This window comes from Paracoccus sp. MA, assembly GCF_020990385.1.
GTDB lineage: Bacteria > Pseudomonadota > Alphaproteobacteria > Rhodobacterales > Rhodobacteraceae > Paracoccus.
The window spans coordinates 394,690-417,979 of sequence record NZ_CP087599.1 but is presented as its reverse complement, the minus strand read 5'-3'; the positions used below and the strand labels follow the sequence as shown (position 1 = coordinate 417,979).

Sequence of the window (23,290 nt, the reverse complement as noted above, 5' to 3'; positions counted from 1 at the left end):
CAGGAGGCGCATGGCTCGGCCCTACGACTTCGCTTCGATGACCGCGCTGATCTGCTTCGAGGCCGCGGCGCGCAACGGCGGTTTCAAGGCGGCGGCGCGCGAGATGAACGTCACCCCCGCCGCCATCAGCCACCAGATCAAGGCGTTGGAGCAGGATCTGGGCTGCGCGCTGTTCCTCCGCCGGCATCGCGGGGTCGAGCTGACCGAGAAGGGCGCCTTCCTGCTGGTCGCCCTGCAGCGCGGCTTCGAGACGATCTCGGACACGGTCGGCCAGTTGCGCGCCCGCCCCGATGCGGTCGATGTCACCATCCGCGCCACGACCGCGGTCAGCGCCCTGTGGCTGACGCCGAAGATCACCGCCTTCTGGAAGGCCTATCCCGCCATCACCGTCTCGCAGATCGTCAGCGACGTGCCGCGGGCGGCCAGCCGGCACGACATCGGCATCGGCTATGTCCGGCCGGGCCAGGACGGCGGCGAGCGGCGCGAGATCTTCCGCGACCGCATCCGCGCCTATGGCACGCCGCGCTTTGCCGAAAACCACCGCATCGCCGGAATCGGCGACCTGCTGCGCGCCCCGCTGATCCACCTGAACGACGACGACAATGCCTGGCCCGGCTGGGCGGAATGGTTTTCCGAACTCGGCCAGCCGGCCCCGTCCGGCCGCAGCCTGTTCGTCAACAACCACATGATCGCCCTGCAGGCCGCCCAGGACGATGTCGGCGCGGTGCTGGGCTGGGAGGGGCTGATGGCCAGGCTGCTGGCCGAGGGGCGGCTGGTCGAACTGGTGCCCGAAAGCGTGCCCGCGCCGGCAGGGTTTTCCCTTGCCATCAGCCCCCGCGCCTCGGCCAAGGCCCGGCTGTTCGCCGACTGGCTGGTGCGGAACGCCTGAGGCAAGGGCGGCGAGGCCCACAAGTGGCAGGCGACGCGCGCCCCGGTATGGCGCAACTCCCCCCGCCGCCGGGCCTCTGACCGGCCCCGCGCGGCGGAGATGCGCGACGCGCCGCCCTACAGCCCCGCATCGGGAGCCCCACACCGGGCTTGACTCGGCGGGCTCGACTCGGCGGGGAAAATCCTGTATCAAGCGATTGATTGAATACAGCGCGAGACCGGCATGGACCCGCATCCCACCCGCATGTCGCTGATCCGGGCCGCCCTGCAGCAATTCGGGCGCGGCGGATTCGAGGCCGCCTCGACGCGCGCCATCGCCGCGCAGGCCGGGACGAACATCTCGTCGATCGCCTATCACTTCGGCGGCAAGGACGGGCTGCGCATCGCCTGCGCCGACGCGGTGGCCGAGCAGGTGGCGCAGGTCGCCCGGCCCCTGCCCGGCTTGCAGGACCGGCCGGACCCCCGCCAGGCCCGGATGATCCTGCGGCGGCTGGTGCGCCGCATCGTCACCTTCATGATCGTCAGCCCCGGCGCCAGCGATGCCGTGGCCTTCGTCCTGCGCGAGCTGGCCGAGCCGGGCAGCCCGGTGCTGGACCGGCTTTATGCCACGCTGGTCGAGCCCCGGCACCGGGCGCTTTGCGCGCTGTGGTCCGCCGCGACCGGCGCGCCGGCGGAATCCGAAGAGGTGAAGCTGGCCGTGTTCTCGCTTGTCGGGCAGGCGGTCTATTTCCGCGTCGCCGCGCCCATCGTCCAGCGCCGCATGGGCTGGCGGCACTATGCGCGGCCCGAGGCGCGGGCGATCACGCGGCGGATGCTGACCAATCTGGACCGGATGACCGGGGGCGGGGATGGCTGATCTCATCTGCTCGCTCGCCTTTCTGGCGGCGCTGTTTGCGCAATGCGGCCCACCGCCGCCCCTGGGCACCGGCTATGTCGAGGGCGAGTATGTGCAGATCGCCCCGGTGGCGACGGCGCGGGTCGAAACGCTGGCCGTGCAGCGCGGCGACCGCGTCGAGGCCGGGCAGGCCGTGGCAATGCTGGAGAGCCGCGACGCCGCGCTGGCGCTGGCCGCGGCAAGGGCCGCCGAGGCCCGCGCCGCCAGCGAGCTGGCCAATCTGGAAAAGGGCGGGCGCCAGCCCGAGATCGCCGCCGTCGAGGCGACGCTCGCCTCGGCCCGCGCCAATGCCGAGCGCGCGGCGCGCGAGGCGGCGCGGCAGGAACGGCTGCTGGCGCAGCGCGTCAGCTCGCCCGCGCAGCGGGACGAGGCCCGCGCTGCCGCCGACATGGCCGAGGCGGCGATGCGCGAGGCCGAGGCGCGGCTGGCCGTCGCCCGCCTGCCCGCCCGCCCCGATGCCATCGCCGCCGCCCGCGCCGCGCTGGCCCGGGCCCGGGCCGACCGGCAGGCGATGGAATGGCAGCTGCAGCAGCGCCGCCTGACCGCGCCCGCCTCCGGCACCGTCACCGACATCCTGCGGCATCGGGGCGAGCTTGCCGGGCCGTCGGCCCCGGTGCTGTCCTTCCTGCCCGAGGGCGCAGTCACGCTGCGCTTCTATGTGGCCGAGGCCGATCTGGCCGCGCTGTCGCCGGGCATGCGGCTGCGGGTCGGCTGCGACGGCTGCACGTCCGGCAGCGCCACGGTTTCCTTCATCGCCGACGAGGCCGAGTTCACCCCGCCGGTCATCTATGCCCGCGACGCCCGGCAGAAGCTGGTCTATCTGGTCGAGGCCCGCCCCGATCCCGGCAGCGCGCTGAAGCCCGGCCAGATCGTCGATGTCTGGAAGGCGCCATGACCGGGGCGACGGCCATCGACGTGACCGGGCTGACGAAATCCTTCGGCGGCAGGCGGGTGGTGGACGACGTCGCGCTGCGGGTGGCCGAGGGCGAGATCGCCGGCTTCCTGGGGCCGAACGGCTCGGGCAAGACCACCTGCATCCGCATGATCTGCGGCCTGCTGACGCCCGATGCGGGCAGCGGCACCGTGCTGGGCCTGGACGTGCGCCGCCAGCAGCGCGCGATCCGGCGGCAGGTCGGCTACATGACGCAGAAATTCTCGTTCTACGAAGACCTGTCCATCCAGGAGAACCTGGCCTTCGTCGCCGGGCTCTACGGCCTGCCGCGGCAGGCGGTGCGCGACACGCTTGAGGATCTGGGCCTGACCTCGCGCAGGACGCAGCTGGCCGGCAGCCTCTCGGGCGGCTGGAAGCAGCGGCTGGCGCTGGCCGCCTGCATCATGCACCAGCCGCGCCTTCTGCTGCTGGACGAGCCGACCGCCGGCGTCGATCCCAAGGCCCGCCGCCAGTTCTGGGACGAGATCCACGCCCGGGCGCTGGGGGGCATGACGGTGCTGGTCTCGACCCATTACATGGACGAGGCGGAACGCTGCCACCGCATCAACTACATTGCCTATGGCCGGCTGGTGGTCTCGGGCACGGTGGCCGAGGTGATCGCGGGCGCGCGGCTGGTGACGCTGACCGTGCGATCGGCGCGGCCGGGCGAACTGGCCGAGCGCCTGCGCCGGGCCCCGGGCGTCGGGCAGGTCGAGCCCTTCGGCACCGCGCTGCATGTGACCGGCACCGACCGCAAGCAGCTCGAAGCCGCGCTGGCCGCCGAAGGCGTGACGGGCCGGCCGGCCGAGACCAGCCTCGAGGACGTGTTCATCCGGCTGATGGAGCTCTCCGAGGACAACATGCGATGAGCTTTTCCCCGACACGGCTGCGGGCGCTTCTGCGCAAGGAGTTCATCCAGATGCGCCGCGACCGCGTGACCTTCGCCATGATGCTGGGCGTGCCGATCATGCAGCTTTTGCTGTTCGGCTATGCGATCAACAGCGACCCGCGGGACATGCCCGCGGCGCTGGTCGCCCCGGCGCAGGACCGCTTCGGCCGCAGCTTCGCCGCGGCGCTGGAGAACAGCGGCTATTACCGCATCACCCATCCCGCGGCCTCGGCCGGGGAAGCCGAGCGGCTGATCACCCGGGGCGAGGTTTCCTTCGTCGTGACGGTGCCCGCCGATTTCGGCCGGCGCATGCAGCAGGGCGACCGGCCGCAGATTCTGGTCGAGGCGGACGGCTCGGACCCCTCGGCGACCAGCGGCGCCATCGCCGCGCTGCCGCGCCTTGCCGACAGCGCCTTTCGCCGCGACCGGCCGGCCGAACCGGTCCAGGGCACGCCCGAAATCGTCGCGCCTCGCGCGCCGGAGATCATCGTGCATCGCCGCTACAACCCCGAGGGCGTCACGCAATACAATATCGTCCCCGGCCTGCTGGGGGTGATCCTGCAGATGACCATGGTGATGATGACCGCCATGGCGCTGACCCGCGAGATCGAGCGCGGCACCATGGAGAACCTGCTGGCCATGCCCGCCACCCCGGCCGAGATCATGCTGGGCAAGATCACCCCCTTCCTGGCCGTCGGCGCGGTGCAGGTCCTTGTCATCCTGGGGGCGGCCTGGGCGGTCTTCGACGTGCCTTTCGTCGGCTCGCTGGGCCTGCTGCTGGCGGGGGTGATGGTCTTCGTGCTGGCGCTGGTGCTGCTGGGCTATCTGATCTCGACCGTGGCGCGCACGCAGATGCAGGCGATGCAGGTCGCGATCTTCGTCTTCCTGCCCTCGGTCCTGCTGTCGGGCTTCATGTTCCCGTTCCGGGGCATGCCCGGCTGGGCGCAGGCCCTGGGCGAGGTGCTGCCGGTGACGCATCTGCTGCGGCTGGTGCGCGGCATCATGCTGAAGGGCGCGGGCTTCGCCGATGTCGCGCCGCAATTCGCGGCGCTGGCGGCCATGGTGGCGGTGCTGGGGCTGCTGGCCCTGCTGCGGTTCCGCCGGACGCTGGACTGAGCGCCCGCCGGCACAAGAACCGGGGCACCCGATCCCGCGGCCGCCGCAAGGACCCTTTCCACCCCGTGCGGTCCCGGCGGCGGGCGGCCGGGACCGGCAGGCTTGCTCAGGCGGCCAGGATCACCTTCATCGCCTTTTCCCGCGCGGCATTGCCGAAGACCTCATAGGCCTGCAGGATCTCGTCCAGCCGGAAGCGATGCGAGACCAGCTGCCCCGGATCGACCCGGCCCGATTGCAGGGTGCGAAGCAGCATCGGCGTGGTATTGGTGCAGACCAGCCCGGTCGAGATGGTGATGTTCTTGATCCAGAGCTCTTCCAGATGCAGCTCGACCGGCTGGCCATGCACGCCGACATTGGCGATGTTGCCGCCGGCCGAGACGATCTTCTGGCAGATGTCGAAGGTCGCGGGCACGCCCACCGCCTCGATCGCCACGTCGACGCCCTGCCCTTCGGTCAGCTCCATGATCCGGGCCACGGCGTCCTCGGCCCCGACCTGGATGGTGTCGGTGGCGCCGAAACGGCGCGCAAGCTCCAGCCGCGCGGGATCGGTGTCCAGCATGACGATCCGCCCCGGCGCGTAGAATTGCGCCGTCAGCAGCACCGACATGCCGACCGGCCCGGCACCCACCACGGCGACGGTATCGCCCGGCTTGACCCGGCCGGCCTGCACGCCGATCTCCAGCCCGGTCGGCATGATGTCCGACAGCATCACCAGCGCCTCTTCGTCCGCGCCGGCGGGGATCGGATAAAGCGAATTGTCGGCATGCGGGATGCGGACATATTCCGCCTGGGTGCCGTCGATCAGATGGCCGAGAATCCAGCCGCCATCCGCGCAATGTGCGTAAAGCTGGCGCTTGCAGTTCGGACAGGCCCCGCAAGAGGTGATGCAGGAGATCAGCACCGCGTCGCCGGGCCGGAAATTGCGCACGGCCTCGCCGACCTCCTCGACCACGCCGACGCCCTCATGGCCCAGGGTCCGCCCCGGCGTCACCGTGGGCACGTCGCCCTTCAAGATGTGCAGGTCGGTGCCGCAGATCGTCGTCCTGGTGATCCTGACGATCACGTCGGTCGGCTTGCGGATCGCCGGCCGGTTCTTTTCCACCCAGTCCTTCTGGCCCGGACCGTTGTAGACCAATGCCTTCATGGCCTTTTCCTCCATTGGCATCCGCGCGTTCCTGCCGACTCTACCCTGCCGCGGCGGCCAAGGCCCGTCCGAATTTCGGACAAATCCGCGCATGGGCAAGGGCGGCCGGGGATGGCCGCCCAAGGCACGGCGCGCTCAGGCGCGCTCGGGGACGGGCAGATCCAGCCAGTCCTTGTAGAAGGTCTCGATATCCGGCTCGAAGTCGTGGATGACCGGATACCAGGGCGTCGGCGCCTCGACATCCAGCAGATCGCCGGAAAGCGGGCAGAAATATTCGCGGATCACCTGCCATTCCGGCGAGGGCGCCATCAGGCGGGGATAAAGCTCCTCCATCCTTTCGGCGGTCTCGCGCACGCGGATGCGGGCGTGCAGCTTCCAGTTCTGGTCCCATTCGCAGAAATCGTGGCCGGCCTGGCTGCGGATCATCCATTTCCGGTCCGACTTGCGCTGCACAATGTAAAGCTTGGGTCCCAGCGGCAGGATGATCGGGTCGTCCCAGTCCACCTGTTCCTGCAGGATCTCCAGGTAGATCTGGAAGCGTTCGCGGTCCTTGGGCGTGGACAGCATGGTGTGCAGCGTGTCGCGGTCGATCTTGCCGTCTACCAGGTCTTTGATCTTGGCTTTGGTATAGGCCATCTTTTCCTCCATTGGATGGGCCTGAAAGAACGGCTGCGCCCGAGGGGGCGGGCGCAGCCCCGGGCGTCATTCCTCGACGAATTGCACGGTCCGGACGTCCGGCAGTTCCGAGATGTCCATCGAGTATTCGCGCCCGTAGGACGGGATCGGCAGGTCGGCCTCCATCAGCCGCCAGTCGACCGGCAGGTCCCAAAAGCTGCGGAACTGCTGTTCGAAGCGCGGGCCGAGCTTGAAGGAGGCGGCATACATCTGCTGGACATGCACGCCGGCCTCCTTGGCCAGGATGCGCTGGCGTTCACCCGCCATCCATTCCTGCGTCGGCACCGATTCCTCCAGCCGTTGCTTGCGGATGGCGCGGCGCCGGGCCTCGGTCGCGGCGGCGTCCACGCCCTTCATGCCGTCGCCGGCACCCTTCAGCACCACGCCATAGACGCTGTCAGCAAAGCGGGGCAGCAGATAACCGCCGTTCACGTCGTCGGCCACTTTCTGCGGCTCGCGGTCCAAGGGATCGCCGAAGCCCGGCCCGCCGCGCATGTAGTTCAGATAGAGGTCGTAATCCTTGAACATCGCCTCGGTGGTGATGGCCTGCTTGTCGCGCTTGATCCGCGCATCGGGCAGCATCGCCTCCCAGGTTGGGTTCTCGGGGTCGGTGTCGCCGCCATGCGGGATGGCGCCGCCATCGGCGATGATCTCCTGAAGCCGGGTGTCATGCGCCTCGAAGCGATAGCCCGAGGCCGCCGGATAGCCGCCCATCAGCCCCCAGTCCGAGCTGATATGACCGTTGCCCATGAAGAACATCGTCCAGTCCTTGGCGTTCCAGACCATGCGCAGGCTTTCGAAGCCGCAGCCGCCGCGATACTTGCCGGCGCCGCCGGAGCTGGCCTTGATCTGCCGGCCCAGATAGACCAGCGGCTCGGCCAGCTCCCAGATCTCCATGTCGCCCATGTCGCCTTCGGGGTTCCAGACCGCGGCGGCATGGCTGATGCCGTCCATATGCGCGCTGGCGCCCACGCCGTTCGCCGCGCATTCGAACGAGTTCACGGCATGGATCTCGTCATACTGGTTGAAGCCGCCGCCCTGCAGCCAGTTCGAGGTATTGGCGTTGCCCGCGTTCACCTCTTCCAGGTAGCCGCGGCCGAAATAGGCCCGGCTGAGACCCCGCCACAGCGCCGTCCAGGAACTGACCAGGAAGTGCCAGGAATAGCTGAAGGCGACGCGCCGGTCGTCCGGGTTCATCCAGGTGCCCTTGGGCAGGCGGAACTCGGTCCCGTAGGCGGCGCCGTCGTTGATCATCTCGGTCGGGATCAGCGATTGCGTCATCATCACCCAGATGCCGCTGGTGAAGCTGACCTGATGGGCGTTGTAGGTGTGCCAGCCCCAGCGGCTTGATCCCTCGAAATCCAGCCGCCAGGTGCCGTCGCCGCGGATGGTGATTTCCGACGGGGTATGCATGATCGTGTCGACCTTGGCGAAGTCGGAGGGCACCCGCACGTCGTCATGCGCATAAGGCACGTCCACGAAGCCCACTTGCCGGTATTTGCCGGGGATGGTCATCGCCTTGATGCGGGCCTGCAGGCCGATGCGGCCGTGTTCGACCGATTCATAGGCGAATTTCCAATAGGCCTCGATGCCCTCGTCGGCGATCACCTCCTGCACCAGGTCGCGGATCATGTGGCAGCCGGCGACGCGGGTGCGCTCGTCCAGCATCCAGTAGCGGGTGGTGCGCACCATGCGCTGGCTTTCATGCAGCCAGTCGCGCTTCAGCTCGTCGTTCTCGCCGATCTTGCGGCAGGTGATGGAGTAGCCGTCGCCGAAACGCTGCACCTGCCCGGTGGACATCGAGCCCGGCCCGACCGAGCCGGTGTCGATCACATGGGTCACGCCGCCGACCCAGCCGATCAGCTCGCCCTCGTGAAAGATCGGCACGATGGTGTGGATGTCGCAGGGATGGACATTGCCGATCAGACTGTCGTTGTTGCAGAAGATGTCCTTGTCCTTGATGCCGGGGTTCTGCTCCCAGCCGTTCTCGATCATGTATTTGATCGCCGCGCCCATGGTGCCGACATGGATGATGATGCCGGTCGAGGTCAGGATCGAATCGCCCGCCGCGTTGTAGAGGGTGAAGCACAGCTCGCCCTCCTGCTCGACGATGGGCGAGGCGGCGATCTTCTTGGCGGTCTCGCGCGCGTCCACCACCCCGGCCCGCAGGCGGGAAAACAGCTTGTTGTATTTGATCGGATCGCTGTCGCGCAGCTCCAGCCGGTCGAGGCCGGCGTAATGTTTCGTCCGCTTGGTGGCCTCCATCAGCCGGTCGCGGTGCTGCTTCAGCGTCTCGCCGCCGCGGACGATGCCGCGCGTCTCGACTTTGGATTGCATGTTCATGATGTTTCCTCCCCGGGAAATCAGACTTCTTTCAGGTGGAACAGGCGGTGGCCGTCCAGCCAGGTCTCGAACCCGCCCGGCACCACGAAGGTCGTCGCGTCGGATTCGATCACGGCGGGGCCGGTGATGCGGTTGCCGGGCTGCAGCGCCTCCATCCGGTAAAGCTGGGCATCCACCCATTTCTTGTGCCGGTAGAACTTGCGCGTGCCGAGCTTGGCCTCCTCGGGCGGGGTCGGGCCGGCCTCGGGCTCTTTCGGGATCTTCGGCTTCGGGATCGGCACCGTGCCGCGCATGATCGCGCCGGTCACCGAATAGCCCAGCTCGGGCGAGCGCGCCGAGGCGGCATAGACCCGGCCATAGGTGTCGTTGAACGCCTCGACCAGCTTGTCCCAGTCCTCGGCGGAATGCGCCTCGGTGATCGGGCTTTCGATCTCCAGGTCGTTCAGCTGGCCGCGATACTGCATGCGGAAGCCGGGCTGCAGCTTGACCCGGTCGGGGCTGTAGCCGTTGATCTCGAACTCTTCCAGCACGCGCTCGCGCAGTTCCTCCCAGGCGGCTTGCAGGGTCTTGGCCTGGTTGGCCTTCAGATCGGCGCTTGCGTCGCTGGCGATGTTGATGTCCAGCGACTTGTCATAGCGGTATTCGAAATCCGCCGCCGCGCAGCCGAAGGCGGAAAAGCCCGCCGCCCAGGCCGGCACGATCACGTCCTCGAAGCCCAGCCCCTCGGTATAGCCGTAGGTATGGACCGGACCGGCGCCGCCATAGCTGAAGCAGACGAAGTTGCCCGGCGTCGAGCCCTTGCCCGAGATCATCGAGCGCAGATAGTCGCGCAGGTCGCTGTCCAGAAGCTCGATGACGCCCGCCGCCGCATCCTCGACCGTCAGGCCCAGCGGGTCGGCGATCTGCTCCTTCATGGCGTTCCAGGCGCGTTCGCGGTCCAGCTTGACCTGCCCGCCCAGGAAATTGTCGGGGTTCAGATAGCCCAGGATGACGTGGCAATCCGAGATGGTGACGGTCTCGATCCCCGACTCGGCCCAGCAGACGCCGACGCGATAGCCGGCGCTGTCCGGCCCCAGCTTGATCGCCTTGGTATAGGGGTCCAGCCGGATGAAGCTGCCCGCCCCCGCGCCGACCGAATCCATGGCGACCAAGGGCAGCGACAGCACCAGCCGCGCCATATCCGGGTCGTTGCGGATCGTCAGCTCGTTCTGGGTGATCAGCGCCACGTCGAAGGAGGTGCCGCCGATATCCGAACAGGCGATGTTGGAATAGCCCAGCACCTCGCCCAGGTATTTCGCCCCGATCACCCCGCCGATGGGGCCCGAGACGATGGTGCGCGCCAGTTCCTTGGCCTTCCAGCTGATGGTGCCGCCATGCGTCGCCATGACCCGGAAGTCGAATTTCGAGCCGTTCTCCTTGAAGGCGCTGGTGATCTTGTTCAGCGTCTGGCGCGAGGGCTCGGCGGCATAGGCTTCCAGGATCGTGGTGTTGGTGCGGTGGGTTTCCTTGCGCACCGGGTAATAGTCGGTCGAGGCGAAGACCGGGATCGCCTTGCCGGATTTCTGGATCTCCTCCAGCACGATGTCGCGCACCCGGCGTTCATGGCCGGGATTGCGATAGCTGTGCAGAAGCGAGATCACGATGCCCTCGACATCCTGGGCGATCAGGTCGCGGGCGGCCTGGCGGGCGGTGTCCTCGCGCAGCGGGATGACCACGGTGCCGGACATGTCCACCCGCTCCATCACGCCGCGCGTCAGGTGGCGCGGCACCAGCGGCTCGTCGTAGTAATGCGTGTTCAGGTGGATGCGGTCCTCGTAGGCGAAGCCCAGATAGGCCTGGATGGCGCGGCCCATGCGGTGGAAATCCTCCATCCCCGCATTGACGATCAGCCCGCAGCGCAAGCCCTTGCGCTGCACCACGCGGTTCAGCATGGCGGTGCCGGAATAGACGCCGGTCTGGATTTCGGACAGCGCCTCCTCCAGCGTCAGGCCCCAATGTTCAAGCCCCTCCCTGGAACTGGCGATCAGGCCGAGCGCCTCGTTCTGCGGCGTCGATTGCGCCTTGCCGACGACGAAGTCGCCCTCGGCATCGACGAAGAACGTGTCGGTCATGGTGCCGCCGGCATCGATGCCCAGCACCTGCACCTTGCGATTGTTGGATTTGTCCAATGGCACGGTTTTCTCCTCCCATTGCGCCACCCTCCCGTGGCGTAGGGTCAGGATGTCGTGCCGGGGGGCGGCCGTGTTGTCCGGTTTTCGGACGGTCCGTCGGACATGCTGCGGACGCCTTGCCGCGTCCGCGAAACCGGCGCCGGCTCAGTCGCGACGCGGACGCGGGATGCCGTATTGGTCCAGTTTCAGATACAGCGTCGAACGCGCGATCCCCAGCCGCCGCGCCACCTCGGTCATGTTGCCGCCCGCCTCGGCGACGGCGGCGGCGATCTCGGCCCGCTCGCGGTCGCGCAGCGTCTCTTCGCGGCGGGGGCCGGCGGGCCGGGCCAGATGCGCGGGAAGATCGGACCGATCGACCAGCCCGCTGAGCGAGGTCGCACCCAGCGATTCCATGAGGTTGCGCAATTCGCGCAGATTGCCGGGCCAGTCATGCGCCTGCAGCTGCCGCATCGCCGCCGGGGTGAAGCGCAGCGGCTTGCCGCGGCGGCGCTGCGGATAGGCCTGGGCAAAGCGGCGGATCAGCCCGGGCAGGTCGTCGCGCCGCTCGGCCAGGCCCGGCAGGCGCAGGGTGGCGGCGGCCAGCCGGAAATACAGGTCGCCGCGCAGATCGCCCTGTGCCATCCGCTCGGCAAGGCCGACCGAGGACAGCGACAGGATCTGCGGCGGCACCGGCGCGGCGCGGGCCAGCCGGGCCAGCGCCTGCACCAGCAGCGGCTGCGCCTGGCGCGGCGTCTGGGCCGGCTCGTCCAGGCACAGCGTGCCGCCGGCCTCGGCCAGCCGCGCCAGCCGCGCATCGATCAGGTCGCCGCGCAGCGTCTCGGGGTCCAGCAGGCTGCAATCGAGAAACTCCAGCGGCTGGCCGGACAGCGGCCCGGCCAGGTGCAGCGCCCGGGCCAGAGTCTCCTTGCCCGCGCCGACCGGCCCCTCGATCAGCAGCGGCACGCCACTTTCCAGATATTTCCGCGCGGCGGCGCAGATCGGCGCCATGGCCGCGCCGCTTTGCGCGATCTGCGCCAGGCTCACCGCCGGGTCCGGGGCCGGCCGGCCCCGCGCACCGGGGCGCTGCAGCGTGACCATCACCCCCAGCATGTCGCCGCGCTCGACCAGCACGTCCACATCGGCATGGGGCAGGACCTGCCGCAGCCGCGCGGCCAGATTGCCCGGATCGCCCTGATGCGCGTCGGGCGGCAGCGGCAGGGCCGCCCCGGCCTCGTCGCCCCAGGCCCGGCCGGCGGCCGAGCGGAAATCGGCGCTGGACCAGACCGGCTGGCCGAAGCGGTCCAGCACCATGATCTCGTCGCCGCGCTGGCCGCGGCGCTCGGCCAGCAGCCGCTCGATCAGCCGCCGGTGTTCCTGCAGCCCGGCATTGCGGATCGCCTCCTCGATCTGCATGGCCAGCGTGACCGAGAAGGCCGCGACCTGCCCGAAGGACTGCCCCGAGGGCCCCGAGATGTCGATGGCGCCCAGAAGCGCTCCGTTGAACGGGTCGCGGATCGGCGCGGCGGCGCAGGACCAGCGCTGGATCGCCTCGCAGAAATGCTCGACGCCCGAGATGGTGACCGGCTTGGCCAGGTGCAGCGCGGTGCCGATGGCGTTGGTGCCGATGGCGTCCTCGTCCCAATGGCCGCCGGGATGCAGGTGGTTTTCCTGGCCGCGCGACAGGATGCGGGCATCGCCCTCGGCCTCCATCACCACGCCGCCGCGGTCGCAAAGCAGCAGCATCATCCCGGCATCGTTCAGCATGTAGCCGGCGCGGCGGATCGCGGTCTGCGCCGCCGAGCGCAGGCGCTGGTTGCGGTTGCGGATGGCGCGCAATTCGTCCTGGGCGACGCTGGGCGCGCGCTTGAGGGTCTCGATCTCTTTCCGCCCCCTGGACCTGACCCAGGATCTGAGCACGACCTCCCGAATGCTGGGGGGCACGCTCCCCAGCGCGCGGAATCGCTCCCAGTCCTCCTTCTGGATGCTTTCCGGCATATGCTGCGCCCTGTGTTGAGGCTGGGCGATAGTAAGGGGCCGGCCCCAGCCGGTGTCAAGAAAAAGCCGGATCGGCCCCGGCCGGCGCGGGCCACCGGCGCAATCCGCCGAAACCCTGCGAAGGATGAAGCGGCGGCAAAGCCCGGCCGTCGCCGTCGGGCGCGTGGCGCGGGGGCTTACAGCACGATGTCGTCCAGGCTCTGCAGTTCGATCACGCCGCGCGGCGGCCGGCCGGGGGCGCCGCCCCTTTCCACCAGCGCGGCCAGCGGGTCGGCCGCCTTCAGCGCGCCGAAATCGAAGCCGCTGATGCGCTCCAGGTCGCACAGGCGCAGCTGGAACGTGCGGTAGCTGGCGAAGTCGAAGCCCTCGACCGATTCGATCACCTTCTGCTCTTGCAGCAGCCGCTGGATCAGATCGGCCTGGCTGAGCAGATAGGCGCTGGCGCTGAGGCCCAGCTCGCCGCCGCTGCCCCCGATCTCGGCCAGCATGACCACGACCTTGAAGTAGCGCATGGGAATGCCCGCGGCCGCCCCCTCGGGCCGGGGATCGTCCTCGTGCAGGATCGGGCCGTGGAACAGGACGCAGCGGAAGCCATGCGTGCGCGGGCTGGTCAGGATGTGGTCCTCGATCCCGGTCCAAAGCGCGTTGTCCGGCCCCAGCCCCAGATGCCAGGGACAGGCGACGGGGCAATGGAAACCGTCGGCAAAGGCGAGGGCCGCGGTTTCCTCGTCATCGCCCCAGGCCATTGCCGCCGGCCGGACCAGGGAAACCGCGACGACCGCCGGATCGCCCTGGTCCGTGGCCCCGGCCTGCAGGTCGGCGGCGATGCGACCGTCCCTGCGCCAGCCCTGCGGGTGGCGCTTTTGCGGGCGCCGCTTGCGGGCATCGATATTCGCCGCCGCCAGCAGCGGCAGCCGGCGCGCCACCGAGAACAGGATGCCGAAATTCTGGTATTTCAGCTCATGCGGGCGCTCGGCGCTGGCATCCGAGGGAACCGCCAGCGGCAGGTGCTGGCCGGGCTGCGGCAGAGGAACCGGATGGGTCTGCAGGAAATCCGGGTCATACCCCGGCCGCCCGGCCAGAGAGGCCGCGGCGGGCGGCGGATCGGGCAGCGAACCGACCACGGTGGACGTGCGGCTCGTCCCTTGCGGGATGCTGTCGAGCACCGCCCGGATCGTCGAGGCGCGCACGGCGGAATTGCCGATGCCGAAGCGCCCGGCGAAATGCAGGCCGACCACCTTGCCGCTGCAGAGCGATATCACCGGGCTGCCGGAATTCCCGCCCAGGGTCGTGCAGTCGTGGCGCAGGATCTGCGGGCCCTCGGCCGCCATCAGATAGCCCGGCGAAAAGCGTTTCACGTCGTAGATGCCGGTAAAATACCGCTCCATCAGCGTCGGATCGTTGCGCAGGGAATCGCGGGCCGGATAGCCGACGACGGCGACCAGCTCGTCCTTGGCGATGTCCTGCTCGGCCAGCGTCAGCGGCTGCAGGGCCAGCGGCGATCCGGCCGGCGGGCAGGCGATGCGGCCGATGGCGATATCGGCGGCGATGTCGTCGGCAAGATAGACGAAGCGGTCGATGGCCAGCACCGTCCGGGGGTCGGGGTCCAGGCCCAGCTCTTCGGCGAAATCCACCGCGGCGCCGTATTGGACATTGCCCGGGGCGAACATATAGACGGCATCGCCGCGCGCGGTGCGCCGCGCCACCAGCCGGGCGACATGGCGGTTGGTGACGACCAGAAGGTGATCGTCGCGCCTCTGCACCACCCAGGCGGTGCCGCCCCAGCTCTGGTCGTGGTTCAGGAACTCGACCCTGCCGACCGAGCCCAGCAGCGGCTCGACCGCGGTGATCCGGCCGTCGATATCGGCGGGAAAATCCGCGCCCAGCTTGTGCTTGCCCTGGACGGCGCCCTGCACCACCATCAGCGGCGGCCGGCCGAGCGCGCGGACGATCGCCTCGAGCTGCGAGGGCTGCGAGCCGACCGATTCAAGCTGCGTCGGCTGCGTCGAAAGCAGCTCGCGCGCGCGGTCCGGGGTCAGGCCCAGCTCGCGCAGGATCGGCGGATCGTCGTCCACCAGGACGCGGGCGCGGTCGATGGCGCCGCTGCCCGAGAGCCGTTCCAGCCGGCCCAGGCTTTCCTGTTCATGGTTCATCCTGCCTGCCCTCCTGATCGTAAAGCCTGGGTGATGGTGCCGCCGCCCTGTTCCAGGACCGGCAGCCAGTGGCCATCGCTGCCGTCGCGCCGGCTCAGCACCGCGAGCGGGGCTTGCTGGACCGGAATAATCCCCGCGCGCTGCACCAGCGCCAGCCGCTCGTCCAGCCCGGCGCCGGGCGGCAGATCGGTCGCGATCCCGGCCAGCGCGGCGCGCAGCGGCGGCGAATCCGCCGGCGGCGGCCGGTCGGGCGACGCCTGCCAGATGTGAAAGGCGCGCCGCGCCGCCTCCGTGGCGTCGGGCCGGGCCAGAAGCCGCAGCGCGCGCTCTTGCGCCAGCGGGTCGATCCGCGCCTCGCAGGCCCAGCCGGCCGGGCGGTTCCGGCCATAGCCCCACAGGCCCAGCGTCGCCTGCTGCCAGCGCGCCGCGGCGCGGGCCAGCACCAGCAGGTCGGGCGCCGGCACCAGGGACGACACCCCGCCGGCGAATTCCGCGACCAGCCCCATGGCCTGGATCAGCGCCAGCGCCTCGCGCCCGCCCGAGGCCAGCCGCGCCTGCGCGGTATCCAGCCCCGACAGCCCCGGTATCAGCAGCGCCGACAATTCGTCCAGACGCGGGCCCAGGCCTTCGGCCGCCTGCGGAACCCGCGCCGCGCCGGCATCGGCCAGCGTGTCGATCAGGGCGCGGATCGGCTGGCCGTAGGGATTGACCGGCGCCATCGCCAGCGCCGCGCCGCAGGCATCCATCTCGCGCGGGTCCTGCCCGGCGGGGGCAAGTTCCAGGCCGAAACCGGCCCGCAGCGCCTGCGCCCGCGCATGCAGCGCCAGGGCGGCATGGGGCGGGGCCTCGGGCAGCCAGCGCGCGACGGCGCCGGCGGCCTCGTTCTCGCCGGAAAGCCCCGGGCCGCGCGCGCAGAGCATGGCGAATTCCAGCGCCGCCGCGCGCAGGCCGCCGCGCCCGATCTGCCCCAGCGCGCGGCCGGCCAGCGCCAGGAAATCGTCCTGCCGCAGCCGCGCGCAAAGCTCGTCAAAGCGGAACTCGGCCCAGATTTCCAGCAGCACCAGCCCGGTCAGCCCCACGTCGTCGTGCAGCGCCCCTTCCAACGCCGCCATGTCGAGGCAGGGCTGAAGCCGGCGGACGATCCCCCATTGCCCGGTCCGCCACTGATGCGCCAGCAGCAGCAGCCCGGTCGGGCCGTCGGCGGGAAAGGGCCGGCGGAACCGCTGCCGGACCAGGAAGGACGCCTCGCGCAGCGCCCCGGCTTCAAGCATGTTGCGCAGGTCGGTCAGGTCGCCGGCGTTTTCGGGCTGTCCCTCGGCCGGCGGGTCGATGCGCATCAGCCGGGCGCTGCCGGGCGCGACCTGCAGCCAGGCCATGCCGGCGCGGTCGGGGCGGCGGCGGGGACGGGCGGCGCCGGGCAGGCGCGGGGCCGGATCGGCGCGGCGGCGCGGCGGCGCGGTCCCGCGCGCCCGTTCGCCGCGCGCGCGCAGCACCGCGTCGCGCGCCGGCGGCGGCAGGTCGTCGAACAGCCGGCCGGTAAGGCGCAGCGCCAGCGCGGCATCGATCCCGGGCATGGGCTCCCCGGCCCGGGTCAGCTGCAGCAGGTGATACAGCCTCAGGGCCGGATCGCGCCCGTCGTGATGGGCGGCGGCGCGGCGGTTGATCTCGGCCGCGCCTTGCGGGTTTTCGGCATAGGTCAGCTCAAGAAACTCGGCCCGCAGCTCGTCGCGATGCACCAGCCCGCCCGCCGGATCGCGCCGGACCAGCCAGGACTGCGCCGCCAGCGTCTCCAGCAGCGCCTCGGCCTCGGCCGGGCTCAGCACCTGACCCAGCGCGGGCGCCACGATGCCGGTCAGGGCCTCGGCATCCAGGCAGGGCAGGATCAGCCCTTCCGAGGCGATGCGGCGGATGTCGGCGGGCACGCGCGACAGGATGGCGCGATACAGATAGCCGTTGGTGGATTGCCGGATCTGCTCTTCCCCCAGCGAACCGCCGCTTTCCTGGACCGCGCGCGTGACCAGCAGCAGGCGCAGGGGGTTGCCCTGCGACAGCCGGGCGATGCGGCGGCGCAGCCCCGGCTGCACGCCGCGCCGTTCCAGGATCGCCTGGATCACCTGATTTTCCAGCCCCTCCAGCGGGATGAGCGCCCGGAGCCGCGGGTGATCCTCGCCGAAGATGCTGCCGCGCCCGGCCGAGATGAGGTTGATCGGGATGCTGCCCGGCGCGGCGAAGCGGTCCAGCTCTTCGAGCAGCCGCCCGACGAAGGTTTCGCCATGGCCGTGCAGCACCTCCAGCGTGTCCAGCAGGAACAGCAGCCGCCGGCCCCGGCCCGCGACCAGTTCGATCATCTGGTGCAGATGCTCGAAGGGCGCCACGGTTTCGGCAGTGTTGGCCCCGATCGAGGTGCGCCGCTCGGCCTCGCGCAGGCGCTGGTCCTGCAGGGCGGCGGCGGCTTCGGGAATGGTGGTGCCGATCTGGCGCGAGATTTCGTCGAAGACCGCCGCGATGTCGCCGGTCTGCAGCGAGGAGCGGTCGAAATCCAGCCGGATCAGCACCATGTCCGGCAGGTCGCGGCATTCGCGGATCACCTGTTCGAGCAGGAAGGTCTTGCCCAGCCCCGGCAGCCCCTGGATATGGACAGTCTGCAGCGGAGGCGCCCGCTGCGGGGCGGCGAGCGCCGCGCGGATGCGGGCGATTTCCTCGGCCCGGCCCAGGATGCCCTGTTCCAGCAGCGCATCGGTCAGCGCCGCGCCGCGCAGGCGGTCCAGCAGGCTGCCAAGGCCCGCCAGAAGCGGATGGCCCGGCGCCCCCGGCCCCGCCTGTTCCAGAACAGCCACCAGCCCGGCCAGTTCCTCGGCGGCGACCGGCTCCAGCCCGTCGATCAGCCGGCGCAGCCGGTCGGGCGCGAAACCGTCCCGGCCTTGCAGCGCCCGGACGATGGGCGTGTCGGGCAGGTCGCCCGACAGGTCTGCGGACAGGTCTGCGGCCGGATCTCGGGCCGGGGCGGCGGCCGCGAGCGACTTGTGCCGCGGCAAGAGCCGCATCCGCCACAGCGCGCCGCCCTTTTCCGGGGCGACGCCGGCTTCCTCGGTGCAGGCCTCGCGCAGCGCCGACATCAGCTGGCCGCGCAGCTGCAGGTCGATGCGCTCCTCGCCCTGCAGCACCTCTTGCAGCAGCAGGCGCGGGGAAAAGCTGTCGCTCAGGGCAGCGCGGAGAAACAGCCTGTGGCGCAGCTGGCGGTATCGGTCCGGCATCGCCATCAGCGCATCCCCATCCGTTTCCTGACGCAGCTCTGCAGGCGCCTGGTCGCCCGCCGCATGTGATCGAAATCATAGATGCCGGGATGCAGCTGCGGCAGGCCATGCGTGACCTGCCGCACCATGTCCTCGGCCAGCACCGGGTCCAGCGCCTCCTCGCCCGTCAGGTCGCGCAGCATCGCGGCCAGCGTCACGGCGATGTCGGCATCGGTAAAGCGGCCCAGCGGATCGACCAGCAGCCCCGGCCGCCGGGCGGTCAGCGCCTCTTCGGCGTTCTGGAAGCGCAGCGGGGCCAAGGCATATTGCTCGAACCCGGCCAGGATCAGGCGCAGGTTGCGATGGGCGACCAGCCATTCGACCAGATGCTCGAACTCGGCCAGAACCGGCTCGGCCAGCTCGCCGCCGGGGGGCGTTTCCAGGAAGAACCAGAAGATGCGGTCCTCGGCCTCGGCGCGGCGCTGCAGCTCCTGGGCCAGGCGCTGCGCGCGGTCGCGCTGTTCGGCGACGCGGCTGGTCTCATGGCCGCGCACCCCGGCATGGGCCTCGGCGGCGGGGCGGTCCAGCGCCATCCGCGCCAGCCCGTCCAGCAGGTTTTCGGTCGAAAGCGCAGTCGGGACGCGCCAGAGCACATCGCGCACCATGGCCTGCGCGGCGGGCCGCTGGCTGGCCAGAAAGGCGCGCAGCATGTCGAAGCTGAAGCCCAGTCCGGTCGCCCGGCTGGTGTCGAGCCGGCGGATCCACAGCCCGCGCAGCAGCGAATCCGGCTGTTCGACCATCGCCGCCAGCCCGGCGAAGAACTGCTGGCGGCCGATGATGATCGGCCCGTCCAGATTGCCGTCCAGCGACCACAGATAGCGCGGCGGGCAATCCTGCCGGATCGCGTCCAGAAAGGCCGGCTCGGCCGCGAACTGGCTGTGCGGCACCAGCCGGCCCCGGCCCCCGGTCCGGCCCTGATGCAGCCCGATGAAGCGCAGGTCGGTATCGAAGCCCGGGCCGCCGGAGGAACCCGGCTCGGTGGCGATGTCGTGCTGCAGGCGGATGTCGTCCTTGCGGCGCAGCACCCGGCCCGAGACGAAGCCCCGCGCCTTGCCGCGCGGATAATGCACCAGCGCCAGCATCCTGGGGCCGGTCCATTCGACGGGCTGCGGGGGCAGCTCGATATGGCCGTAGCTGTGCCCCAGCGGCAGCAGCACCCGCAGCAGCGCCACGTCGCGGTGGCTGGCCGCCTCGGCAGGCGGCGGCAGGCCGCCGTCGTGTTCGCAGGCATGGACCGGCGAATGCCAGACCAGCCGGGCGGGATAGCGCCTGCCATCCGAGGCGAGGATGCGGATCTGATGCAGGTGCGGGCCCGCCGCCGGCACGGCTGCCGGATCGGCGCCGGGAAGGGCCGGCTGCGGTTGCCGGGCGCAGATGAGCTCCTCGATCACATGGGCCGCGGTCAGCACCAGCCGGGCCGAGACGAAAGCCCCCGACCCCATCACCCGCCGGTCCAGCAGGATGCGGCAGCGGAACTGCCGGGCCCGGGTGGCAAAGGCCGCCAGCGGGTCGAAGGGAAAATCGTTCGGCTCCGGCTCGGGGATCGCGCTTTCGGCGCCCCGCCGGCGCCGCACCGCATCCCAGATCGGCGCATTGGGCTGCAGGGGGCGCAATTCGATGCCGCGCGCGCCCAGAAAGGCGATGAAGCTGCCGCTGGTGCCGCTGTCGTTCAGCACGGCGGCAAGGACATCGGCCAGGTCGTCGCCCTCTTCGGCGGCCTCGCGCAGCCCGTCCAGATTCACCGGCCGGTCGGGATCGGGGAACAGGAAGGCCAGCGCCTCTTCCACGGTGGCGGCATGGGCGCCCAGCACGGCGCGGATGCGGTTGGCCGTGACCGCCATCGCCGCCCCGTCACAGGCCGACCGCGGCGCGCAGGGCGGGGGCGTCGCGCAGGACCCGGGCCAGGGCCTCGGTGGGCTGGTCCGCGCCGGCCACGGCCGGAGGCATGGCTGCGGGGACACCGGGGGCTTCGGTCCCGGCCACGGCCTCGGCCAGCGATTCCAGCGCCCTTTGCCGGGCCGCCGCGCGATAGCTCAGCCAGATCAGCTCGGGCGCCAGGTCCGCCATGGCGGGGTCGACCTCGCCCAGGATGCCTTCGTCGATGCCGGCAAGATGCATCTGCAGGATGTCGAGCGTCGGGGCCGCATCCGGCGGCGGCGCCGGCGGCGCCTCGGTCGCGGTCGGCAGCGCGGCGCCAAGCGCCCGGGCGGCGTTGATGACCCCCGCCCCCAGCCGCTGCGAGCCGTTCCAGACCGGCGGCGGCGTCATGCCCTGCGTCGCGCAATGTACCCACATCGCCTGCACCGTGGTGCCGCGCTGCCGCGCCGCCTGCTGCAGCTTGGCCCGCCCGCCATGCCTTGCCACCCACAGCGCCGCCACCCCGGCGCTGATCGAGGTCGCCAGCGTCGTGCCCTGGCTGGCGCGGATGCCGGCATCGCTGTCGCCGGCGCGGTTCTTCGCCGCCCCCCAGACATGCTCGCCGAAGGCCGAGAAGGTGACCTGCGGGCCCCTGCCGGTCTTGGCCCAGGGCCGCAGGTCGGGTTGCAGCGCCGCCACCGCGGTGCAGATGCCCAGCGGCGCATAGGCGGCCGGGAACACCACCAGAGGCCAGCAATTGCCCGCGGCGCAGACGATGACCACGCCCTGCGCCACGGCGCGGCGCAGGGCCGCCTCGGTGCTGGCGACGCGCGTCGGGCCGCCCAGGGCCATGGCGATGACGTCCGCCCCCTGCGCGACGGCATGGTCGATGGCCGCGGCGATCTGGCGCTGGCTGAAATCCACCACCGACCGGATGGTGCGCAGCGGCATGATCCTGGCCTCGGGCGCGGTGCCGGTGATGCCGCCGGGCTTCTGCGTCTCGCCCGCCGCATCGGCCGAGCCGCGCGAGGCGATCACCGACATGACCAGCGTGCCATGGCCCGGCTGCATCAGCGGCCCGGTCGAGAAACGGTCGCGGGCATCGGTGCCGCCCTCGACGAAATTGCGCTCGGCCCGCAGGTCCAGGACATCGGCCAGCTCGTTATGGCTGCTGTAGCCGGTATCGATGACCGCCACCGTCGCCCCCTGCCCCCGCGTCGTCTGCCAGGCGCCGATGGTGTCGATCAGCGGGTGATGCCAGCCCCAGGGGCGGCTGCTGTCGGGCCTGGTCGCGCAGAGCCCGGCCAGGCTTTCCTGTTCGGCGCCCAGATGGGCCGAGCCGTAAAGGCTGTCGGGCAGGACCGGATTGGCCTCGGCCGCGCCGACGGCGGCGCGCAGCTCGCGGGCGAAGGCGAATATCTCGCGCTCTTGCCCATGCGGGTCGATCCGGGGGAAATCCACGAAGAAATAGCGGTCGGCCTCGGCGTCGAAAACCGGCTCGACCGACAGTTCGGCATCCGGCAGGGCGGCGGCCACCCGGGTCCGCACCGCCTCCGCCGGCTGCTCGGCGGCATAAACCAGTTCGACGGTCAGCGGGTCCACCTCCTCGACCGGAATGCCCTGACGCAGGGCCATGAAAGACGCCATCACCATGTCCACCTCCTCCTGCTGCCGCCCCGGCCTGCCGCGGGGATCGCGGGGCCGGTCTGGCGGCGGCGGCGTGCGCCCCGAATGCCGGATCGCCCGGCGCGGAAGGCCGATTGCGAATTGCCGCCGCGGTTGAAAGCGGCGCGAAAAACCAGCGCATTATCCGGGATACCGCCGATGCAGCGGCCTTGGCCGGGCATTTTCAATCCCGGCCGGACTTCGGTCCATGTCGGGCTGTCTGAAAAAACCCGGACATTCTGGCAATCGCGAAACGGTAATGCACACATCTCAGAGCTCATAAACGGGTGGGTCACTCTGATCTTCTTGAAAGTTAGCAGATTTTAATCACAGGTAAAGCGATTCGGCATGCAATGCGGCAAGGCGGGGATTCTGCGGCATCGGGTTTTCCCGGAGCCTGCGCATTTCTTGCCGGAATCCCCGGGCTGCGAAAGTTTTTGGAATAGGATTTTCCGAATCTTTTTGTTTTATTCAGGGCTGTGCGATGAATGCGCGCCCGAAATTCCATTCGTTCGGGGTCGCCATGCCGGCCGGCGCGGTCTCGCGGGGTTGTGGCGGAGCCGGGCAGGATGAACGGCCCGCCGCAAAAGGTGGTCGTCAGAAACCCCGGGAAGCCCATCCGCTGGCAAAGGGGCGCTGGCTCCGGCCCGAGCGATTCCGGCTTGCCGGGCTGGGGCAAGAGATGGCGCGCCCGGCCGGCATTGCGTCGGATTGCGGCAAGATTGTGACGCTTCCTCTACCCAAGGATGTATCCGGCAGCGGATTTCGCACGGATGCAGGTTTCCTCGGACCCGGCCGGTCAACGATTCGGCCTCCCGCGGCGGTGCGGTGCGCCGACAAGCCGGGCGCCGCGCCGTCCTTCAGGCCCGCGCCCCGTCACGCGGCGGGCGCGCGGGGCAGCAGTCTTGCCGCATGATTTTGCTGGTCTTTCCCTCCCTGCCCAGGCGGTGGCATCGCAGCGGCAGGCGGGCCGGGTTTCGCCGGGACGCCCGATTGCCCGTAAATCGGGCAGGAACCTTTTTGACTCTTCACGGTTTTGTGGGAAGAATGAACCAAGGCGTCCACCGAAGCTTCCAGCGACGCGCCTGCACGCGAAGGTTGCCAGACCATGATCGATTCCGCCAAAGAAGCCGGTCATCCCCCGCAGCGCAAGCGGGACGAAATCCTTGCCTTCCTGATCCTCGCCGTGGTGATCTGGCCGATCCTGTCGGTGGCGATCGTCGGCGGCTACGGCTTCCTGGTCTGGATGTGGCAGATCATCTTCGGACCACCCGGACCCATACATTAGGGAAAGCC

15 protein-coding genes are annotated in these 23,290 nt (G+C 70.2%); 6 read left to right on the top strand and 9 right to left on the bottom strand.

Features of this window, described 5'->3' with window-relative positions; translation table 11 throughout:
- Positions 1–10 precede the first annotated feature (10 nt).
- The 5 genes from LOS78_RS20875 (at position 11) to LOS78_RS20855 (ending at position 4,719) form a co-directional block, all read left to right on the top strand.
- Positions 11–889: a LysR family transcriptional regulator gene (locus LOS78_RS20875; protein WP_028713599.1), complete on the top strand. Its 879-nt coding sequence runs from the start codon at positions 11–13 to the stop codon at positions 887–889.
- A gap of 222 nt (positions 890–1,111) precedes the next feature.
- Positions 1,112–1,744 (top strand): CerR family C-terminal domain-containing protein, encoded by a 633-nt coding sequence (locus LOS78_RS20870; protein ID WP_230378594.1) that lies wholly within the window; start codon positions 1,112–1,114, stop codon positions 1,742–1,744.
- Entirely contained in the window at positions 1,737–2,678 is a 942-nt protein-coding gene (locus LOS78_RS20865) for an HlyD family secretion protein (protein ID WP_230378593.1), read from the top strand. Before LOS78_RS20870 ends, LOS78_RS20865 begins: the two co-directional genes overlap by 8 nt.
- On the top strand, positions 2,675–3,583 hold the full coding sequence (locus tag LOS78_RS20860) for an ABC transporter ATP-binding protein (protein WP_230378592.1): 909 nt from the start codon (positions 2,675–2,677) through the stop codon (positions 3,581–3,583). The genes LOS78_RS20865 and LOS78_RS20860 overlap by 4 nt, the downstream gene beginning before the upstream one ends.
- A complete protein-coding gene (locus LOS78_RS20855) occupies positions 3,580–4,719 on the top strand; it encodes an ABC transporter permease (protein ID WP_230378591.1) in 1,140 nt (379 codons plus the stop codon). The genes LOS78_RS20860 and LOS78_RS20855 overlap by 4 nt, the downstream gene beginning before the upstream one ends.
- Before the next feature lie 106 nt (positions 4,720–4,825).
- Here the strand turns inward: LOS78_RS20855 and LOS78_RS20850 are convergent, their stop codons facing one another.
- From LOS78_RS20850 to LOS78_RS20810, 9 genes are all read right to left on the bottom strand, one after another.
- Complete coding sequence (locus tag LOS78_RS20850; protein ID WP_028713603.1) at positions 4,826–5,863, bottom strand: zinc-dependent alcohol dehydrogenase family protein; 1,038 nt, start codon at positions 5,861–5,863, stop codon at positions 4,826–4,828.
- Between the two features lie 135 nt (positions 5,864–5,998).
- A complete protein-coding gene (locus LOS78_RS20845) occupies positions 5,999–6,499 on the bottom strand; it encodes an acetone carboxylase subunit gamma (protein WP_230378590.1) in 501 nt (166 codons plus the stop codon).
- 66 nt (positions 6,500–6,565) lie between these two features.
- Positions 6,566–8,881 (bottom strand): hydantoinase B/oxoprolinase family protein, encoded by a 2,316-nt coding sequence (locus tag LOS78_RS20840; protein WP_230378589.1) that lies wholly within the window; start codon positions 8,879–8,881, stop codon positions 6,566–6,568.
- A gap of 20 nt (positions 8,882–8,901) precedes the next feature.
- Complete coding sequence (locus tag LOS78_RS20835; protein WP_371824733.1) at positions 8,902–10,992, bottom strand: hydantoinase/oxoprolinase family protein; 2,091 nt, start codon at positions 10,990–10,992, stop codon at positions 8,902–8,904.
- 204 nt (positions 10,993–11,196) lie between these two features.
- A complete protein-coding gene (locus LOS78_RS20830; RefSeq protein ID WP_230378588.1) occupies positions 11,197–13,026 on the bottom strand; it encodes a sigma-54-dependent Fis family transcriptional regulator in 1,830 nt (609 codons plus the stop codon).
- 176 nt (positions 13,027–13,202) lie between these two features.
- Entirely contained in the window at positions 13,203–15,179 is a 1,977-nt protein-coding gene (locus LOS78_RS20825; protein WP_230378587.1) for a trypsin-like peptidase domain-containing protein, read from the bottom strand.
- Positions 15,176–18,439 (bottom strand): AAA family ATPase, encoded by a 3,264-nt coding sequence (locus LOS78_RS20820; protein ID WP_230378586.1) that lies wholly within the window; start codon positions 18,437–18,439, stop codon positions 15,176–15,178. The genes LOS78_RS20825 and LOS78_RS20820 overlap by 4 nt, the downstream gene beginning before the upstream one ends.
- Positions 18,439–20,313: a serine protease gene (locus LOS78_RS20815; RefSeq protein ID WP_230378585.1), complete on the bottom strand. Its 1,875-nt coding sequence runs from the start codon at positions 20,311–20,313 to the stop codon at positions 18,439–18,441. The genes LOS78_RS20820 and LOS78_RS20815 overlap by 1 nt, the downstream gene beginning before the upstream one ends.
- Positions 20,314–20,323: 10 nt before the next feature.
- The gene (locus LOS78_RS20810; RefSeq protein WP_230378584.1) at positions 20,324–21,982 is read right to left on the bottom strand and encodes a S8 family serine peptidase; all 1,659 of its coding nucleotides are present in this window, start codon (positions 21,980–21,982) and stop codon (positions 20,324–20,326) included.
- A gap of 1,120 nt (positions 21,983–23,102) precedes the next feature.
- On the opposite strand from LOS78_RS20810, the gene napE reads away from it, so the two are divergent.
- Positions 23,103–23,282, top strand: a complete 180-nt coding sequence (gene napE, locus LOS78_RS20805; RefSeq protein ID WP_028713611.1) for a periplasmic nitrate reductase, NapE protein — start codon at positions 23,103–23,105, stop codon at positions 23,280–23,282.
- The last annotated feature ends 8 nt before the right edge of the window (positions 23,283–23,290 follow it).

Bases quoted from the DNA above. Each gene is read 5' to 3' on its own strand.
- LOS78_RS20875 (WP_028713599.1), top strand. From the start codon at position 11: ATGGCTCGGCCCTACGACTTCGCTTCGATGACCGCGCTGATCTGCTTC.
- LOS78_RS20870 (WP_230378594.1), top strand. From the start codon at position 1,112: ATGGACCCGCATCCCACCCGCATGTCGCTGATCCGGGCCGCCCTGCAG.
- LOS78_RS20865 (WP_230378593.1), top strand. From the start codon at position 1,737: ATGGCTGATCTCATCTGCTCGCTCGCCTTTCTGGCGGCGCTGTTTGCG.
- LOS78_RS20860 (WP_230378592.1), top strand. From the start codon at position 2,675: ATGACCGGGGCGACGGCCATCGACGTGACCGGGCTGACGAAATCCTTC.
- LOS78_RS20855 (WP_230378591.1), top strand. From the start codon at position 3,580: ATGAGCTTTTCCCCGACACGGCTGCGGGCGCTTCTGCGCAAGGAGTTC.
- LOS78_RS20850 (WP_028713603.1), bottom strand. From the start codon at position 5,863: ATGAAGGCATTGGTCTACAACGGTCCGGGCCAGAAGGACTGGGTGGAA.
- LOS78_RS20845 (WP_230378590.1), bottom strand. From the start codon at position 6,499: ATGGCCTATACCAAAGCCAAGATCAAAGACCTGGTAGACGGCAAGATC.
- LOS78_RS20840 (WP_230378589.1), bottom strand. From the start codon at position 8,881: ATGAACATGCAATCCAAAGTCGAGACGCGCGGCATCGTCCGCGGCGGC.
- LOS78_RS20835 (WP_371824733.1), bottom strand. From the start codon at position 10,992: ATGACCGACACGTTCTTCGTCGATGCCGAGGGCGACTTCGTCGTCGGC.
- LOS78_RS20830 (WP_230378588.1), bottom strand. From the start codon at position 13,026: ATGCCGGAAAGCATCCAGAAGGAGGACTGGGAGCGATTCCGCGCGCTG.
- LOS78_RS20825 (WP_230378587.1), bottom strand. From the start codon at position 15,179: ATGAACCATGAACAGGAAAGCCTGGGCCGGCTGGAACGGCTCTCGGGC.
- LOS78_RS20820 (WP_230378586.1), bottom strand. From the start codon at position 18,439: ATGGCGATGCCGGACCGATACCGCCAGCTGCGCCACAGGCTGTTTCTC.
- LOS78_RS20815 (WP_230378585.1), bottom strand. From the start codon at position 20,313: ATGGCGGTCACGGCCAACCGCATCCGCGCCGTGCTGGGCGCCCATGCC.
- LOS78_RS20810 (WP_230378584.1), bottom strand. From the start codon at position 21,982: ATGGTGATGGCGTCTTTCATGGCCCTGCGTCAGGGCATTCCGGTCGAG.
- napE (WP_028713611.1), top strand. From the start codon at position 23,103: ATGATCGATTCCGCCAAAGAAGCCGGTCATCCCCCGCAGCGCAAGCGG.